Here is a 16,286-nt window from a genome sequence, read left to right as displayed (position 1 = left end):
GATCTAACCCTGGTGAGGGTTGACCACACTGATCGCTGCGCCGCGATGATATCTTAAAAAAATAGAAAATGCAGATACACCAAGGCTTAGCGGGGGATTTTGAAGGCCTTTCAGAAGTCTGTCACAGACGGCCGCGTCAGAAAAACGCTGACGGGAAAGGTTAAATCTGAGAAGCCGAATTTGTAACTCCGGCGCGGCGCGGTTCGACTGGCTCGCGGCGCGATGAAACGCACCGGGCACGCCAATAAAAAACCGGAGCGCAGGGCTCCGGTTCGGGTCAGGCGAAAGGCCGCGGACGTTTAGCCGACGAACGCTTTTTCCACGACGTAGTGTCCCGGCTCGTTGTTGCTGCCTTCCTTGAAGCCGAGGCTGTCGAGCAGTTCGCGCGTGTCGCGCAGCATGTGCGGGCTGCCGCAGAGCATCACGCGATCGTTCTCGAGCGAGAACGACGGCAACTGGAGGTCTTCGAACAGCTTGTTGGTGTCGATCAGTTCGGTGATGCGGCCGCGGTTCTGGAAGGTTTCGCGCGTGACCGTCGGGTAATACACGAGCTTCTCGCGGACGACTTCGCCGAGGTACTCGTGGTTATGCAGGTCTTCGGTGATGTATTCCTTGTACGCCAGCTCGTCGACGAAGCGGCAGGTATGCGTAAGCACCACCTTGTCGTAGCGGTCGTACACCTCAGGATCCTTGATGATCGACATGAACGGCGCGAGGCCCGTGCCAGTGGACAGCAGCCACAGCGTCTTGCCGGGCAACAGATTGTCGGCCATCAGCGTGCCCACCGGCTTCTTGCCGATCAGTACCTGGTCGCCCACCTTCAGATGCTGCAGACGCGACGTCAGCGGGCCGTCCTGCACCTTGATGCTGAGGAACTCGAGGTGTTCCTCATAGTTCGCGCTGGCCATGCTGTAGGCGCGGATCAGCGGCTTGCCTTCCACTTCCAGCCCGACCATCGTGAACTGGCCGTTTTCGAAGCGCAGGCTCGGATCGCGCGTGCAGGTGAAGCTGAAAAGCGTGTCCGTCCAGTGGTGGACGCTCAAAACGGTTTGGTGAGTCAGGTTGCTCATGGCGCTTGATGGATGCGAAAAAGAAGGCGGCCGTCGGTTCCGGCCATACGGCGACAGGGCGCGCACCTCGATGAGAACGATGCGCAATCCGTTATTCTACCGCGCCTGCTGCCCGTTGCCTGTCAGCGGCTAACACCCTGCGGGCTTCGGTGCGGGCACCGGCTGCCGACGCATGTCGGCGGTCTGCGTGACCGCGCATCGGGACACGGGCCGCGACAGGCTGCCGAAACATCGGTTTGCGGGCCGCCGGACGGGCATCGGCGAACTTGGCCGGGACGGCAAAACAGCCCCGCGATCATACCGAAACGCGTCGTGCGACGCAGCATTGACCCTGCTGGCGGAGCGGTAAAGGCTTGAATCGCTTGAAGAAAGGCGGGCCGCCTGGCGCTCGGCGGCGAGCTTCGCACCGAGGCCGACGAGCACGGCGCCGCACACTCCGTCGATCGGTCGACGCAACCGGCGATAGCCGCGTTGCGTGCGCTCCGTCGCGCCGATCATCGCGAGCACCACGATGCGCAGCCGGCACTGTTAAGCGAAGGACGCTAACCCGCCGCCGCCCTGCGCCCACGCTGCTTCAGCACACGCGCCTGCAGCACGATCACGACCAGCAGGAACACGCCGCGAATCACCGACTGCCAGTACGCCGACAGACTGACGAAGCCGAGCCCGTTCTCGAAGTTGAGCAGGTTGAAGACGAGGCCGAGCAGCAGCACGCCGGCAATCGTCATCGCGATGGAGCCTTCGCCGCCGGTCAGCAGCGTGCCGCCGAGCACCACCGCCGAAATCGCGAACAGCTCCCAGCCGACGCCTTCGTTCGGTTGTCCTGCGCCGAACTGCGCGGCGAGGATCACGCCGGCGAGTCCCGCGAGCAGCCCGCTCACCGCGTACGCAACGACCAGCGTCCGGTCGACGTTCAGGCCCATCAGCCGCGCCGCTTCCTCGCTGCCGCCGATCGCGAGCGAATGCCGTCCGAAGCGCGTGCTGCGCAGCGCGAGCCAGCCGAGTACGGCCGCCACGAGCGCGACGAGTCCCGGGATCGGCAGGCCGAACAGGTCACCCTGGCCGAACGCGCCGAAGTTCGTATCGGCGGAGATCGACACCGCGTCGTTCTTGCCGAGCAGCAGCGCGACGCCGTGCGCGCCGAGACTGGTCGCGAGCGTCGTGATGAACGGCAGGATCTTCAGTCGCGTGATGACGAGCCCGTTCAGCACGCCGACCGCCGCGCCGGCCGCCGCGCCCGCGAGCACCGCGACCCAGCCGCCCAACGGACTCGTCAGCGCGGCGACGACGCTCGCCAGCGCCGCGACTGTGCCGACCGACAGATCGATGCCGCCCGTGATGATCACGAACGCCATGCCGATCGAGATCAGCGCGAACATCGAGTTGTAGCGCCAGAAGGACGTGATGTTGTACGCCGACGCGAAGTGGTCGTAGCGCACGACGCCGAGCAACACGAGGGCTGCAAGCGCGATCAGGATGGGCAGGTTCTTTTTCATCGGACGAGGTTCCGGAGCATCGGAGGAGCGCGGCGTCAGCGCGCGCGTCGCTGCACGTAGACGGCCGCGACGATGATCGCCGCCTTGACGACGAGCGCCGCCGCATCGGGGATGCCGTGCGCGAGCAGCGTGTAGCGCAGCAGCTGGATGATCAGCGCGCCGATCAGCGTGCCGCCGATGTACGCCTTGCCGCCCGTCAGCGCCGTGCCGCCTACCGCTACCGCGGCGATCGCGTCGAGTTCGATGCCGAGCCCGACGACGTTCGCGTCGGACGACGAATTCACCGAGATCGAAATCAGCCCGGCCAGCCCGGCGAGCGCCGCGCAGATCGTGTACGCGATCAGCTTCGTGCGCGCGGTCGGAATGCCGCACAGATACGCGGCTTTCTCGTTGCCGCCGGTGACGAGCAGATACTGGCCGAACAGCGTCTTGCGCACGATCCACGTGAACAGCGCGACGAGCGCGAACATCAGCAGCACCTGGAACGGCACGCCGGCCACCTTGCCGAGCGCGATCCACTGAAATGCGGGGGTATCGAACGCCTGCAGGCTGCCGTCGGTGACGACCTGCGCGATGCCGCGTCCGGCGATGAACAGCACCAGCGTCGCGACGATTGGCTGCACCGCGAGCCGCGTGACGAGCAGCCCGTTGAACACGCCGCACAGCGCGGCGGCGAGCACAGGCAGCACGAACGCGAGTGCGATACCGAGCGCGCCGTCCACATGCATGAAGAGCATCGGCGCGAGCGCGCCTGCGATCGCCATCGACGCGCCCACCGACAGATCGATACCGCCGGTCGCGACCACAAGCGTCATGCCGATGCCGACGATCACGATCGTGACCACCTGCGTCAGGTTCACGTTGAACGTCTGCAGCGACCAGAAGTGCGGCGTGAACAGCAGGTTGAAGACCAGCATCGCGAGCAGCACGACGATCTCGCGCTGGATCGCGATACGCCGGCGCTTTTTCACCGTCGTCGCGGGCGCGGCCACGGTCAGCGGCGCGGCGTCGTTGCGCAATGAATCATGAGCCATGCCGGCTACCCTCCTTCTGCGTGGCTTGCGCCGCTTCGTGGACGTCGCCCGCTTCGACGGCGACCGCGGCTTCCGCGAGCGCCGAATGGCCGTCGCTGCCCCACGCGATCGCATCCATGATCGCGGTTTCGCTCATCGCCGCGCCGTCTAGCTGCGCGACCGTGCGGCCGTCGCGGATCACGACCGCGCGATCGGCTACCGCGGTCAGTTCTTCGAGTTCCGACGCGGACAGGAGTACCGCGAGTCCGGCGTCGCGCAGTTCGCGCACGATCGTCGCGACGTCGGCTTTCGCGCCGACGTCGATGCCGCGCGTCGGTTCGTCGAGCAGCAGCAGCGTCGGCTGCGCGGCGAGCCAGCGTGCGAGCAGCACCTTCTGCTGGTTGCCGCCGGACAGTTCGCGGATTGGTTGATCGGGGCTGCGCAGCTTGATGCCGAGCGACGCGACGAAGCGCTCGACGATCGCCTGCTGCTGCTTCCTGTCGACGATGCCGTGCTTCGCGAGCGTGCGCAGACACACGAGCGTGAGGTTGTCGCGCACCGACAGCTCGGGCACGATGCCGTCGCCCTTGCGGTCTTCGGTGAGGTACGCGAGGCCGCGCGCGATTGCATCCTGCGGCGACTTCAGCGTGACCGTCTTGCCGTCGATCGACACGCTGCCGCGCTCGAGCGGATCGGCGCCGAACATTAGACGCATCGTTTCGGTACGTCCGGAGCCGAGCAGACCGGCGAGCCCAACCGCTTCGCCACGATGCACCGCGAGCGACACGTCGTTGACGAGCGGTCGCGCGCCGAGACCCTGCACGGCGATCGCCTGTTCGCCGCGCTGCGCGAGATGCGTGTCGCGCGCAGTGGTGTCGTCGTCGACGACCGCGGCCAGCGTGCGGCCGAGCATCGTCGTCACGAGCTGGCGTTTGTCCATGTCGGCCATCGTGCTCTGCGCGACGGTCTGGCCGTCGCGCATCACCGTGACGCGATCGCACAGCGCATACAGTTCGTCGAGCCGGTGCGACACGAAGATTACCGCGCGGCCGTCGTCGCGCAGCTTGCGCACGACGGAGAACAGCAGCTCCACTTCGCGTTCGTCGAGCGACGACGTGGACTCGTCCATGATGACCATCTTCGCGTCGGCCGATACTGCGCGCGCGAGCGCGACCATCTGCTGGATCGCGGTCGAATAACTGCCCGCGGGTTTCTTCACGTCGATCTGCAAGCCGAACGATTCGAGCAATGCGGCGGCACGCTGCTGCACTGTGCGCCAGTCGATCAATCCGAAGCGCCGCGGCTCGCGACCCAGAAAAATGTTCTCCGCCACCGAGCGGAACGGCACCAGATTGATCTCCTGATAGATCGTGCTGATGCCGGCTTCGCGCGCTTCCTTCGGGCTGCGGAAATCGATCTCGCGACCCTCGAAGCGCACGCTGCCGCCGGCGCGCCGGTAGGCGCCCGTCAGGATCTTGATCATCGTGGATTTGCCGGCGCCGTTCTGGCCGATCAGCGCGTGCACCTCGCCGGCGGCGACGCTCAGTTGCGCGTCGCGCAATGCGGGGACGCCGCCGAAGCTGATCTGGATGTCCTGCATGTCCAGCAACGGCGGAAGCGCCGTGTCTCGGGACTGCGGCGTCTGGCTGACGGATACCGTCACGAAGCCCTCCGGATGCAATACGTGCGGCCGGCTGCAGGCCTTGCCGCTAGTTGTCGATGGTACGCCGGACAAAGCGAAGCGACGGCCCGCGAGACGCTGTGCGCAGCGCGGGCGCGCCGCTCCGAACCTTCCCGTCAGCGGAGTCCCTGGCGGCTCCGCTCACGCACTGCTTCGGGCGCTGCCTTCCGAGGGGGGCGCCCGTTACTGCCCAGTTGCCGCTGGTAGCGGGCTTAGTACCCGTACTGCATGCTCTGCTGCACGTTGCTCTTGTCGTAGAAGCGGTCCGATACCTTGACCCACGTCGGGATCTTTTCGCCCTTCGCGTAGCGCTGCGCGACGTCGCAGGCGAGCGGTCCGAAAAACGGGCTCGACTGCACGCTTGCACCCAGTTCGCCGGCGGCGATCGCGTCCATGCCGCCCTTCGTGCCGTCGATCGTCACGATCTGGATGTCCTTGCCCGGCTGCTTGCCGGCCGCCTTGATCGCGGCGATCGCGCCGAGCGCCATCTCGTCGTTGTGCGCGTACACGGCGGTGACTTCGGGGTGCGCCTGCAGCAGCGTTTCCATCACCTGACGACCCTTGTCGCGCGCGAAGTCGCCGCTTTGCGACGCGATGATCGACATGCCCGGATTTTTCGCGATCACTTCGTCGAAGCCCTTCTTGCGATCGTTCGCGGCGGACGCGCCCGTCGTGCCTTCGAGCTCGATGATCTTCGCCTTGCCGCCCGTCGCCTTGACGAGCCAGTCAGCGGCGCGGTGACCTTGATCGATGAAGTCCGAGCCGATGAACGTGATGTAGTCGCGGCCCGCCTTCGCCACCGACTGGTCGACGTCACGGTCGACGAGAATCACCGGAATGCCAGCCTTCTTCGCCTGCAGCACGACCGGTGCGAGCGGTTTTTCTTCGCGCGGCGGGAAGACGAGCAGATCGACGTGCTGCGCGATCATGTTCTGGATGTCGGAGACCTGTTTCGCGTTCGAACTGTTCGCGTCAGTCATCACGAGTTGCCAGCCGCACTTCGCGGCGATGTCCTTGAAGCTTTTCGTTTCGGCGAGCCGCCAAGGGTTGTTGCTCTCGGTCTGCGCGAAGCCGACCTTCAGCGGCGTTTTGTTGGGCAGCTTGGGCAGCCCGTCGTCGGCGTGTGCCGCGACTGCGCCGAAACCGAGTGTCAATGCGAATGTCAGAACCTGAAGCGATGCGGCCAGCGGACGAGCCTGCTGCCGGCGCGGTTGCCGATTGTGCGACGCCATGTCTTCCTCCAGTACCTGGTGGTGGATTGCTTATGCTTTTCTGGTAACGCTGTCGTCCTGCGAAGATCGCCGGACCTGCCGATTATTCCATCGGGAATTATTATTGGTCAATCACTAATAATATTAATTATGGGCTGTTTTGCCTCGGTAATTACCCTCACCGACGCGCGCTCGACCAGCGGACCGTCGAGCTTCACCATCCGGTGCCGCACCGGCGCGCCGGCCGCCCGGTTGTGCTCTTCCTGCAGCAGTGTCTCGACCGCCCAGCGGCCGAGCTCGTAGTTCGGCAGCACGACGGTCGACAGTGCCGGGTGCGTGTGGCGCGCGATTTCCTGGTCGTCGTAGCCGAGCACCGACACGTCTTCCGGCACGCGATGACCCAGCTGCTTCAGCGCTTCGATCGCGCCGAGCGCCATCAGGTCGTTCGCGCAGAAGACCGCTGTGGGCGGATTCGTTTCGCGCATCAGCGACAGCGTGTGCTCGAAGCCGGTGCCGGAGCTCCAGTCGCCGTCGCGTACGAGTTCCGCCGCGTACGGCAGGTCGGCCGTGGCGAGCGCGGTGCGGTAGCCCTTCAGGCGATCCTTCGACGCGTCCTGCCACGGCTCACCGTTGATATAGCCGATCCGGCGATGGCCGGCGCGCAGCAGATACTCGGTCGCGATGTGGCCGCCCGCGACCTCGGCCGGTACCACCGACGACTGGCCGCCTTCGCTCGTGTAGCAGTTCAGCAGCACGGTCGGCACGCGTGACAGCGCGGCCGGCAGGCTGACCTTGCGCGTATAGACGGTCGCGTAGATCACGCCGAACACGTTCGGGCTCGACAGCACGGCATCGAGCACCTGCTGTTCGATGTCGGCGTTGCCGTGCGTCGAGTAGACCGCGAGCATCTTGCCGCTCGCATAGGCGGCGTCGCGGGCGCCGTCGACATTGACGACCGGATGCGGACTGGTCGAGATTTCGTCGGCGAGATAGACGATCAGGTTGCGTTCGTCCTTCGACGCCGCGACCGGCGCGCGCGCCGACAGCCGGTAGCCAAGGTCGTGTGCCGCCTTCAGCACCTTGTTGCGGGTGGCTTCGGAAAACTTCGCGCCCGTCGCGTTGTTCAGCACCAGCGAGACCGAGGATTGAGATACGCCGGTGAGCTTGGCGATGTCGGTCATCGTGGGGCGGCGTTGAGTCGATTTCTTCATGGTGAGGCCGCGTGACGCGGCAGAAACGGAACACGCCGGAGGGTCCGGCTGCCGGGGCTCCGGCTGTCTCGACGGTACCACTAATAATATCCGCGCAGCAACGCGCGCAAACCCCGCGCAAACCGGTTTGAGCCCGGTCCAGCGAATTCCGCGGGCATTGCCAGGGGATAAATTTATTACTAATAATATTGACCGGCAACGTCTGCTCGTGCGATTCTCAGTCGCGCCGGGCCGTCATGGCTCTTTCACTGCCGTCTGCTATGCCCATGCACGACCTGTCACTGAGTTCCCTGCCATCCGATCCACCTTCCGCGCGCCTTGACGCGGTGCCGTTCGTGGCCATGCCGGTCGCGCCGGATGGTCTCGCATTGATCGAACTGGCAAGCGGCGACACGCGGGTGAAGGTCGCACCGCAGATCGGCGGCTCCATCGCGGCGTACTACGACGTGGCCAATAGTGGGCTCATGCACTGGTTCCGGCCCGCGACGCCGGCGGCGCTCGTGGAGCGCGATCCGCTGAAGATGGGCAGCTTTCCGCTGCTTCCGTATTGCAACCGCATCCGCGATGCGCGCTTCGTTTTCGAAGGCCGCACGATCGATCTGTCCGGCGACGGCAATCGCTACGCGCACGCGCTGCACGGTCACGCGTGGCGACGCGAATGGCGCGTCGGCGCGCGCACGCCGGAGGCTGTCGAACTGCATTTCGATCACGAGCCGGATGCGCATTGTCCGGGCGACTGGCCGTTTCGCTATACCGCGCAGCAGCGCATCGAACTGATCGGCAACGCGCTGCACGTCACGATGCGCGCGCGCAATCTGTCCGGCCGCGCGATGCCGTTTGGCATGGGACATCACCCGTACTATCCGCGGACGCGAGACACGCAGGTGCACGCGCAGGTACGCGCGATGTGGCATGCGGACGGCGACGTGCTGCCGACGCATCTCGGCGCACATCCGGCCGTCGATGCGCTGAGTCGCGGCATGTCCGCCGACGCGTTCGATCTGGACAATAATTTCGCGGGCTGGTCGCGCGAGGCGACCGTGACGTGGACCGACGAGCGGCGCAGCGTGACGCTGCGCGCGGAAGCGCCGTTCGATCATCTGGTGGTGTTCGCGCCACCCAACGACACGCAGTTGTGCGTCGAGCCGGTGACCAACACGACCGACTGCTTCAACGCCGGCATCGCGCCGGAACTCACCGGGGGCCAGGTGCTCGCACCGGATGAAGAGGTGGTCGCGCGGCTCGTGTGGACGCCGCAGCGGTTCTGAGATTCAGCCGACCTGCAGCCGCGCCATATACGGCAGGTGATCCGACAGCCACGCGGTTTCCTGCGTCGGCTGGATCCATTCGATCGGTTTCATGTCGCGCACGAACATCTTGTCGAGCGCGAGCGCCGGCGAGAAAGCGGGGAACGTGCGCGCCGGTTCGCCGAGCAGCGTCGCGACTTCGTGGAGTCCGTGTTCCCCGAAGAGCGGCACCGAATCGTTACGCCAGTCGTTGAAGTCGCCGGCCAGCACGAGCGGACCGCTCGGCGCTTCCTTCGCGATCCAGTGCGCGATCCAGTTCATCTGCCGCAGCCGCGCCGAGCGCGTCAGCGCGAGATGTGCGCACAGCAGCGTCACTGAATGTCCCGCAAAGGTCGCACGCGCGACCAGCAGACCGCGCCGCTCGAAACGATGCGCGGAGATGTCCCAGCGGCCGCCGAGATCGAGCGGATGCGGCGACAGGATCGCGTTGCCGTGCCGCCATGAAGGCTTGAAGACGTTCGTGCCGAGCGCGATTTCGAGTTCGAGTGCGCGGGCGATTTCGGTGGCCTGGCAATGCCAGACGTCGTCGAGCGGATCGCCGAGCGGCGCGCCGAAATTGCTCGACAGCACCGGCGCCGGCATCCGGCGCGCCATCGCTTCCTGCAGGAAATACGCGTCGGCGTGGGTCGACTGCACCCAGCGCTGCATCGCCTGCCATGCCTGGAAGCCGAGCGGCGTGCGTCCCTTGTGCAGGTTCCAGCTCACCGCGATGAAGTCTTTCGACTGCGCGTTGTCGCGAATCAGTTCCTCGGGGTTTCGCATGCCGCGTCGTCCACGTTTTTTGTCGATGTCATGGGTTGTTCGCGAGACTTGCACGCACCCGATATTCGAGCGTCGGATCTTTGTCGACGATCTTCCATGTGGTCCATTCACCGGTCTTGAGTTGCAGCCCAGGATGACTCGCACTGACGAGCCGCGGCTGCGGCGGCAGCTTGCAGCCTTCGGCGGTCTGCCGCGCGTCGTTTTCCTCGAGTGTTTCCTGCGCGTCGATCGCGAGCGTCACGCTGCTCGCATCCGCTCGCGTCGGCGAAATGGTCAGCGTGCGTGACAGATCGATACTGCCGGCCGGCTGATCCTTGCAGCCGACGTTGTGCTGCACGACGTGATGATGCGTGTCCGTGCGCGCCTGGCCGACGGTCGTCGTGCCGTCGAACGCGTCGATCTGCTGGCCATCGCGCATGACCTGCAACTGCCATTGCACGACCGGCTGCACCGGACGCGTGTCCTGCGCGTGCGCGAGCAGTGACGTGCCGAGCAGCACGGTGACGATGCTGGTTTTCCACATGAGAACACTCTCCGGCGCAGGGTGCGGCGGTGGAACAGCCGCCCATCTTACGCCTGCTGACGATAAGGGTTTCTGACACCCGATCGCCGGCCGGGTTCAGCAAAACAACATTTCAGTTGGTGACGGGAATGCGCCGGTTCAAGGCTCCGCGTGCATTCGCGCGGCTTGAGCGTCTGTTAGCAGCAGACGTGTCGCGCTGCTCGCTTGCGCGAAAATTTTGTGCATCGCTACACTGGGTCAAAGCGGTGCGCGGGACGGTAGATGCGCCGCATCGACGGTTTCAGTCCGACGGGGTGAGCGATGACGACAGCCATGGTCAAGCAGGAAATCGCGGTGGCGTCGTTCAGCAAGGTCTACGAACTCGACAGGGTCGAGAACGCGCTGAACGAACTCGGCGATGGTGCGAACGACGCGCTGCGTACGACGTACGAGAAGATGCTCAAGATCGGCAATCTGCGTTTCTGCGTGAAGCCGAACCGGATGCCGTCGATCGACGATCTGATCGATGCGCTGCCAAATTTCGAGGCTCCGCTCGACGACGTCCGCAAGCAGGTCGCGCTGTGCATCGAAACCGACGACCGTCTCGAGCTGATGCCGATCCTCTTGCTCGGCGATCCGGGCATCGGCAAGACGCACTTTGCGAAGCATCTCGCGCGGCTGCTTGGCACCGCGTACCACTACGTCGCGATGAGTTCGCTGACGGCGGGCTGGATTCTGTCCGGCGCGTCGTCGCAATGGAAGAACGCGAAGCCCGGCAAGGTGTTCGATGCGCTCGTGCACGGCAGCTACGCGAACCCGGTGATCGCGGTCGACGAAATCGACAAGGCCACCGGCGATTCGCAATACGATCCGCTCGGCGCGCTGTACGCGCTGCTTGAGCACGACACCGCGCAGACCTTCATCGACGAGTTTGCCGAAGTGCCAATCAACGCGGGCCACGTGATCTGGATCGCGACCGCGAACGACGAGCGCTCGATTCCCGAGCCGATCCTGAACCGGATGAACGTGTACGAGATTCCGCCGCCCGATCGCGACGGCGCGCGTCGCATCGCGCAGTCGATCTACGACGAGATCCGCTCGGCACACGGCTGGGGCGCGCGCTTTCCCGCGCAGCTCGCGGACAGCACGCTCGACGCGCTGATCCAGGCGTCGCCGCGCGAAATGCGGCGCGCCATCCTGAACGGATTCGGTGCGGCCCGGATCGCTAACCACGAGCAGATCGAACCCGACGACATTCGCCTCGACTACGGGACGCGTCGCAAGCCGATTGGGTTTTGACGGGTGGCGGGCGCATGCGCCGGCTGTGAATTAAAGCCGCCTGCGGGCGGTTTTTTATTGCTGATTGTGAATTCATCAGCGTAAATCGGTCGCCTGTTGTTTCGCAATTTGCAATTAAGAGTTGTGGCTGATCGGGTCGGAGAATTGATAGTAGGTGGATACACTGAGTCGCACTGAATGCCGCTACGGACAACCCGCCCAGCGGCCTTCCAGCCAAACGACTCATCCAGTGACACCAGGAATCCACCGTGAAAAAGATCTCGCTCGCCGCCCTGCTGATCTCCGCCGTTGTTACCGTGCCCGCTTTCGCGAACGACAACGGTCCCACACCAAAGACCCGCGCTGAAGTGAAGGCCGAACTCATGCAGGCCCGCGCAAGCGGCGTACTCAGCGTGAATCCGAATTCGACCGCATACGAGCAAGAGTTGCCGACCGGTGGCTACGCGGTGCCGCGTGTGCAGTACGGCACGCAGCTGAGCCAGGGGGCAGCGAAGGGCGTGAGCGTCGAGAACTGATCGCCGCGAACGGTCGTGCGTCAGGCGCGCGATCGCCGATGTCGCTCCGATGTCACTAGTGTGTCCGGCAGTGCCCGCAGCCATTTCGGCTGCGGGCACTTTGCTTTGAATCGCCGTCGTACAATCAATCCCATCAGACATGGCGGATGACTGCCGCGTGCGTCGTGACGGAGCGCGGCGGCATCCCGTTCCCATCGGGCAGTTCAGCGAGACGAAGCGCGGCGCGGTGCGCTGGCGCGAGACACATGGATCAGATCGAATGTGTAGTGATCGGCGCGGGCGTGGTCGGCCTCGCCGTGGCCCGCGCGCTGGCCGCGCGCGGACGCGAGGTGATCGTGCTCGAAGCGGCCGAGGCGATCGGTGTCGGTGTTAGCTCACGCAACAGCGAAGTGATTCACGCGGGCCTCTACTATCCGCGCGGCTCGCTGAAGGCCTCGCTATGCGTGCGCGGCCGCGAACTGCTCTATGAATACTGCGCGGCGCGCGGCGTTCCACATCAGCGCTGCGGCAAGCTGCTCGTTGCGACGGCGACGAACCAGATTCCGCAACTCGAAAGCATCATGGCGCGCGGCCGCGAAAACGGCGTGCTCGACCTGATCCGGATCGGCGGTACGGAAGCGCAGGCGCTCGAACCGGCGCTCGAGTGTGTCGCTGCGGTGTTTTCGCCGCAGACGGGTATCGTCGATAGTCATCAACTGATGCTCGCGTTGCAGGGCGATGCGGAAAACGACGGCGTCGTGTGCGCGTTCCATGCACCGGTCGAAGCGATCGAGGCGGTCAACGGACGCTTCGTCGTGAAGGTCGGCGGCGCGGCACCGACAACACTCAGCGCCGCATGCGTGATCAACAGCGCGGGGCTGCAGGCGAACGCGATCGCGCGTCGCATCCGCGGACTCGATGCGCGTCACGTGCCGCCGCTGTATCTCGCGCGCGGCAACTACTTCAGCGTATCGGGCCGCGCGCCATTCAGCCGGCTCATCTATCCGATGCCGAACGAAGCGGGACTCGGTGTGCATCTGACGATCGATCTCGGCGGCCAGGCGCGTTTCGGTCCGGACGTCGAATGGGTCGATGCGATCGGCTACGACGTCGATCCGCGTCGCGCGGATTCGTTCTATGCGGCGATCCGCGCGTACTGGCCCGCGCTGCCCGACGGCGCGCTGCAACCGGCCTACGCCGGGATTCGCCCGAAGCTGTCGGGGCCTGGTGAACCCGCCGCCGACTTCCTGATTCAGGGTCCCGCCGCGCATGGTGTGCGCGGACTCGTGAACCTGTTCGGTATCGAATCGCCGGGTTTGACCGCATCGCTTGCGATTGCGCAGCGTGTCTGCGAACTCACCGGCGCTGCGTAACGCATATAACGCGCATCACGCACATATGCACGCAGCGCCAATTTGCTTATGCCCGCCATTTGAATGCTCACGCGCGGCTGCTTCGTTGCTATCCTGTGAGGACCGCCGTCGTTAGAACGGCGTCAGTTCAATAAAATGGAGTGAGTCCCCATGAAGTCATCCCGCCGTACGTTTTTGATTACGAGCCTGGGCGTTGCAGGCGTTGCGTCCACGCTCGCGCTGTCCCGCCAGGCCTTCGCCGATGCACCGAAGGTAACCGAAGCCGATCCGACCGCACAGGCGCTCGGCTACAAGGAAGACGCAACGAAGGTCGACAAGGCGAAGTATGCGAAGTACGCCGCCGGCGAGGATTGCGGCAACTGCAGCTTCTATCAGGGCAAGGCCACCGACGCGTTCGGCGGGTGTCCGATGTTCGGCGGCAAGCAGGTGTCGAACAAGGGCTGGTGTAGCGCCTATAACAAGAAGGCCTGAATCTCGCGCGGCCTCCCGGCCGCGCACTCATTCACGTGCGCGCCGGCATCAACGGCGGACGGCGATCGAACCACGGACGCGCCGCCTCAAGCTGCGCGGCGAGTTGCAGCAGCGTCGCCTCGCCGCCGTCGCGCGCGGCAAACTGCACGCCCACCGGCAGCCCGCGCGCATTCCAGTAGAGCGGCACCGACATCGCCGGATGCCCGGTCAGATTGAATAGCTCCGTACAACCGGCCCATGCGAACGCCTTGTTCGAGGCCTCCGACAGCAGTCGCTTCATCAGCGGCTCGATCGGCATGGCGGTGACGGCGCGCATCTGGATGCGCTCCATCTGCGTCGGCTGCATCTCGCCAATCTTGATCGGCGCGCTCGCGAGCGTCGCGCAGAGGATCACGTCGTAACGCGTCAGCAGATTGGTGAGCTTCGCGGTGATGACACGCTGCGCGTCGAGCGCGGCAGGCAATGCGCGTCCGCCGAACTTGCGACCGATGTGCGCCATCGCCCACGTCGCGATTTCGAATTCCGTGCGCAATGGCTTGCGGCCCGACACGCGTTCGGCATTCAGCACGAGGTCTTCCGCCATCAGCGACCATAGCGTAAGAAACGCGTCGCGTACCGCGTCGAAATCGATGCCGGCCGATACCGGTTCGACGTGATGCCCGAGCGACGCCGCGAGTTGCGCGGCATCGTCGAGCGCGGCGCGCACGTCGGTGGACAGCGCGGGCGCAAGCATCGATTCGGTTACGTAGGCGATGTGCAGCGGTTTGAACGGTGCGCCGAGTGCGCCGGTGAACGTGCCCGCCGAACCCGGCGGCAGATGCGCATTTCCCGCAGTCAGATCGAGCAGCAGTGCACTGTCGCGCACGCTGCGCGATACCGCGTGATCGACAATCAGCTCGCCGGGCCATGGACGCACCGAAGGCGGTTGCCGACTGCGCGAAGGCTTCAGCCCGAACAGTCCGCAGCACGATGCCGGGATGCGGATCGAGCCGCCACCGTCGGCGGCATGCGCGAGCGGTACGATGCCCGCGGCTACCGCAGCGGCCGCGCCGCCGCTCGAACCACCCGGCGTGTGATCGAGGTTCCACGGATTGCGGCACGGCCCGAACAGTTCGGGCTCCGTGTACGGCATCTGGCCGATCTCCGGCGTGTTCGTCTTGCCGAAGATGTTGAGTCCGGCCGCCTTCGTCAGCGCGACGATCGGCGCGTCTTCGGACGGCACGAAATGGCGGTAGTGACGGCTGCCCATCGACATCCGCAGTCCGGCCACCGCGGCGCCGAGATCCTTGATCAGATATGGCACGCCCGCGAGCGGACCCTGTGCCGCATTCGCGGTGCCATTGGCGTCGTGTTGCGACGCGCGCCGGCGTGCCGCATCGTAGTCCTTCAGCACGATCGCGTTGATCGCCGGATTCGCCGCTTCCGCGCGCGCGATCGCGGTGTCCAGCAGTTCGCGCGCACTGACTTCGCGTGTGCGGATCAGCGCCGCGAGACCGGTGGCGTCGTGCGCGAGGTAATCGGCCTGCACGTCGGCGGCGCGCTTACAGACGTTCGCCGAGGAACGTCAGCGTGCGGCCGTGCGCGAGCGCCGACGCATGCTGGTTGTACGACGCGCGGTCGGTACAGTTGAAGCCGTGTTCTGCGCCCGTGTACAGATGGAACTCGACGTTGTCGTGGCCGGTGAAGCGCTCCTTTACCTCGCCTACCGCCGACAGCGGAATGCCGTGATCGTTTTCGGCGTAATGGAACAGCATCGGCACCTTGATCTTCGCGGCTTCGTCGAGATAGTTCTGGATGCCGCCGCCGTAGTACGAGACCGCTGCGTCGAGCGTGCCCTGCGCCGCCGCGAGGTACGCGAGCCGGCCGCCGAAACAGTAGCCGATCGCCGTGATCTTGCCCGTCACTTCGGGCATCGTGCGCAGCGCCGCGGCGCTCGCGCCGATATCGGCGACCGCGAGACTCACGTCGGTTTTCTGTGCCAGTTCGATGCCCTTGTCGCGATCCGCGCCCGCATAGGTGAGTTCGACGCGCGGCTGCGTGCGCCAGAAGATGTCCGGCGCGAACGCGACGTAACCGTCGGCCGCATATTGATCCGCGACCGAGCGGATGTGGCTGTTCACGCCGAAGATTTCCTGGACGATGATGATCGCCGGTCCCTTGCCGCTTTGCGGTAGCGCGAGGTAGCCCTCGAAGCTGTCCTTGCCGGCCGGAATGTCGATCCATCGGGAAGTGGTGCTCACGTTGTTCTCCTCGCGCGAAATCGGATGGTGCTGTGACAGTGTGACGTGTGCAGAGCGGGCGCACGAAATGTGTACGAAACGGCCGGCCAGTTTGCCATCAAAAGAATGCACGTGCAGTGCGGCAACACAGGTTGCCCATTTCGCATCGCATGTCGA

Annotated in this window: 15 protein-coding genes and 1 pseudogene; 5 read left to right on the top strand and 11 right to left on the bottom strand. The window is 65.1% G+C overall.

All coding sequences use genetic code 11. The features are described from left to right. Window positions 1–299 precede the first annotated feature (299 nt). From ACREXZ_RS00325 to ACREXZ_RS00295, 7 genes and pseudogenes are all read right to left on the bottom strand, one after another. Window positions 300–1,070, bottom strand: a complete 771-nt coding sequence (locus ACREXZ_RS00325) for a ferredoxin--NADP reductase (RefSeq protein WP_431762026.1) — start codon at window positions 1,068–1,070, stop codon at window positions 300–302. A gap of 384 nt (window positions 1,071–1,454) precedes the next feature. Beyond that, window positions 1,455–1,553, bottom strand: a pseudogene (locus tag ACREXZ_RS00320) (LysE family translocator); the annotation flags it as partial. A gap of 59 nt (window positions 1,554–1,612) precedes the next feature. Next, complete coding sequence (locus tag ACREXZ_RS00315) at window positions 1,613–2,566, bottom strand: ABC transporter permease (protein WP_431762025.1); 954 nt, start codon at window positions 2,564–2,566, stop codon at window positions 1,613–1,615. A gap of 35 nt (window positions 2,567–2,601) precedes the next feature. Then, the gene (locus ACREXZ_RS00310; RefSeq protein ID WP_431762024.1) at window positions 2,602–3,600 is read right to left on the bottom strand and encodes an ABC transporter permease; all 999 of its coding nucleotides are present in this window, start codon (window positions 3,598–3,600) and stop codon (window positions 2,602–2,604) included. After that, the gene (locus ACREXZ_RS00305; RefSeq protein WP_431762456.1) at window positions 3,590–5,179 is read right to left on the bottom strand and encodes a sugar ABC transporter ATP-binding protein; all 1,590 of its coding nucleotides are present in this window, start codon (window positions 5,177–5,179) and stop codon (window positions 3,590–3,592) included. Before ACREXZ_RS00305 ends, ACREXZ_RS00310 begins: the two co-directional genes overlap by 11 nt. 293 nt (window positions 5,180–5,472) lie before the next feature. Further along, complete coding sequence (locus ACREXZ_RS00300) at window positions 5,473–6,492, bottom strand: ABC transporter substrate-binding protein (protein ID WP_431762023.1); 1,020 nt, start codon at window positions 6,490–6,492, stop codon at window positions 5,473–5,475. 107 nt (window positions 6,493–6,599) lie between these two features. Then, a complete protein-coding gene (locus ACREXZ_RS00295; RefSeq protein ID WP_431762455.1) occupies window positions 6,600–7,652 on the bottom strand; it encodes a LacI family DNA-binding transcriptional regulator in 1,053 nt (350 codons plus the stop codon). Between the two features lie 371 nt (window positions 7,653–8,023). On the opposite strand from ACREXZ_RS00295, the gene ACREXZ_RS00290 reads away from it, so the two are divergent. Further along, window positions 8,024–8,950 carry an aldose 1-epimerase gene (locus tag ACREXZ_RS00290; protein WP_431762454.1) on the top strand — a complete coding sequence of 309 codons (927 nt, stop codon included), beginning with the start codon at window positions 8,024–8,026 and terminating at the stop codon, window positions 8,948–8,950. Window positions 8,951–8,953: 3 nt separating this feature from the next. On the opposite strand, the gene ACREXZ_RS00285 is transcribed toward ACREXZ_RS00290, so the two are convergent. Together ACREXZ_RS00285 and ACREXZ_RS00280 are read right to left on the bottom strand one after the other, a co-directional pair. After that, the gene (locus ACREXZ_RS00285) at window positions 8,954–9,751 is read right to left on the bottom strand and encodes an endonuclease/exonuclease/phosphatase family protein (RefSeq protein ID WP_431762022.1); all 798 of its coding nucleotides are present in this window, start codon (window positions 9,749–9,751) and stop codon (window positions 8,954–8,956) included. 28 nt (window positions 9,752–9,779) lie between these two features. Beyond that, window positions 9,780–10,274 (bottom strand): hypothetical protein, encoded by a 495-nt coding sequence (locus tag ACREXZ_RS00280; RefSeq protein WP_431762021.1) that lies wholly within the window; start codon window positions 10,272–10,274, stop codon window positions 9,780–9,782. Between the two features lie 300 nt (window positions 10,275–10,574). Between ACREXZ_RS00280 and ACREXZ_RS00275 the strand changes: the two genes are divergently transcribed. The 4 genes from ACREXZ_RS00275 to ACREXZ_RS00260 all read left to right on the top strand — a co-directional run bounded on the left by ACREXZ_RS00275 (window position 10,575) and on the right by ACREXZ_RS00260 (window position 13,890). After that, a complete protein-coding gene (locus tag ACREXZ_RS00275; RefSeq protein ID WP_431762020.1) occupies window positions 10,575–11,552 on the top strand; it encodes an AAA family ATPase in 978 nt (325 codons plus the stop codon). Window positions 11,553–11,800: 248 nt separating this feature from the next. After that, a complete protein-coding gene (locus ACREXZ_RS00270) occupies window positions 11,801–12,067 on the top strand; it encodes a DUF4148 domain-containing protein (protein ID WP_431762019.1) in 267 nt (88 codons plus the stop codon). A gap of 245 nt (window positions 12,068–12,312) precedes the next feature. Continuing rightward, window positions 12,313–13,419: an NAD(P)/FAD-dependent oxidoreductase gene (locus ACREXZ_RS00265; protein ID WP_431762018.1), complete on the top strand. Its 1,107-nt coding sequence runs from the start codon at window positions 12,313–12,315 to the stop codon at window positions 13,417–13,419. A gap of 150 nt (window positions 13,420–13,569) precedes the next feature. Beyond that, a complete protein-coding gene (locus ACREXZ_RS00260; protein WP_431762017.1) occupies window positions 13,570–13,890 on the top strand; it encodes a high-potential iron-sulfur protein in 321 nt (106 codons plus the stop codon). Window positions 13,891–13,921: 31 nt separating this feature from the next. Here the strand turns inward: ACREXZ_RS00260 and ACREXZ_RS00255 are convergent, their stop codons facing one another. Together ACREXZ_RS00255 and ACREXZ_RS00250 are read right to left on the bottom strand one after the other, a co-directional pair. Further along, window positions 13,922–15,418, bottom strand: a complete 1,497-nt coding sequence (locus tag ACREXZ_RS00255) for an amidase (RefSeq protein ID WP_431762016.1) — start codon at window positions 15,416–15,418, stop codon at window positions 13,922–13,924. A 13-nt stretch (window positions 15,419–15,431) separates the two neighbouring features. Beyond that, entirely contained in the window at window positions 15,432–16,130 is a 699-nt protein-coding gene (locus tag ACREXZ_RS00250; protein ID WP_431762015.1) for a dienelactone hydrolase family protein, read from the bottom strand. Window positions 16,131–16,286: the final 156 nt, after the last annotated feature.

The sequence above is a fragment of the Paraburkholderia sp. genome (genome assembly GCF_050742655.1).
Classification (GTDB): domain Bacteria; phylum Pseudomonadota; class Gammaproteobacteria; order Burkholderiales; family Burkholderiaceae; genus Paraburkholderia.
This window is presented reverse-complemented; position numbering and strand designations above follow the sequence as displayed.

Excerpts from the sequence above, each read along its gene's own strand:
- ACREXZ_RS00305 (WP_431762456.1), bottom strand. The coding sequence starts at position 5,179 with ATGCAGGACATCCAGATCAGCTTCGGCGGCGTCCCCGCATTGCGCGAC.
- ACREXZ_RS00275 (WP_431762020.1), top strand. The coding sequence starts at position 10,575 with ATGACGACAGCCATGGTCAAGCAGGAAATCGCGGTGGCGTCGTTCAGC.
- ACREXZ_RS00315 (WP_431762025.1), bottom strand. The coding sequence starts at position 2,566 with ATGAAAAAGAACCTGCCCATCCTGATCGCGCTTGCAGCCCTCGTGTTG.
- ACREXZ_RS00280 (WP_431762021.1), bottom strand. The coding sequence starts at position 10,274 with ATGTGGAAAACCAGCATCGTCACCGTGCTGCTCGGCACGTCACTGCTC.
- ACREXZ_RS00290 (WP_431762454.1), top strand. The coding sequence starts at position 8,024 with ATGCCGGTCGCGCCGGATGGTCTCGCATTGATCGAACTGGCAAGCGGC.
- ACREXZ_RS00265 (WP_431762018.1), top strand. The coding sequence starts at position 12,313 with ATGGATCAGATCGAATGTGTAGTGATCGGCGCGGGCGTGGTCGGCCTC.
- ACREXZ_RS00260 (WP_431762017.1), top strand. The coding sequence starts at position 13,570 with ATGAAGTCATCCCGCCGTACGTTTTTGATTACGAGCCTGGGCGTTGCA.
- ACREXZ_RS00310 (WP_431762024.1), bottom strand. The coding sequence starts at position 3,600 with ATGGCTCATGATTCATTGCGCAACGACGCCGCGCCGCTGACCGTGGCC.
- ACREXZ_RS00295 (WP_431762455.1), bottom strand. The coding sequence starts at position 7,652 with ATGACCGACATCGCCAAGCTCACCGGCGTATCTCAATCCTCGGTCTCG.
- ACREXZ_RS00325 (WP_431762026.1), bottom strand. The coding sequence starts at position 1,070 with ATGAGCAACCTGACTCACCAAACCGTTTTGAGCGTCCACCACTGGACG.
- ACREXZ_RS00300 (WP_431762023.1), bottom strand. The coding sequence starts at position 6,492 with ATGGCGTCGCACAATCGGCAACCGCGCCGGCAGCAGGCTCGTCCGCTG.
- ACREXZ_RS00285 (WP_431762022.1), bottom strand. The coding sequence starts at position 9,751 with ATGCGAAACCCCGAGGAACTGATTCGCGACAACGCGCAGTCGAAAGAC.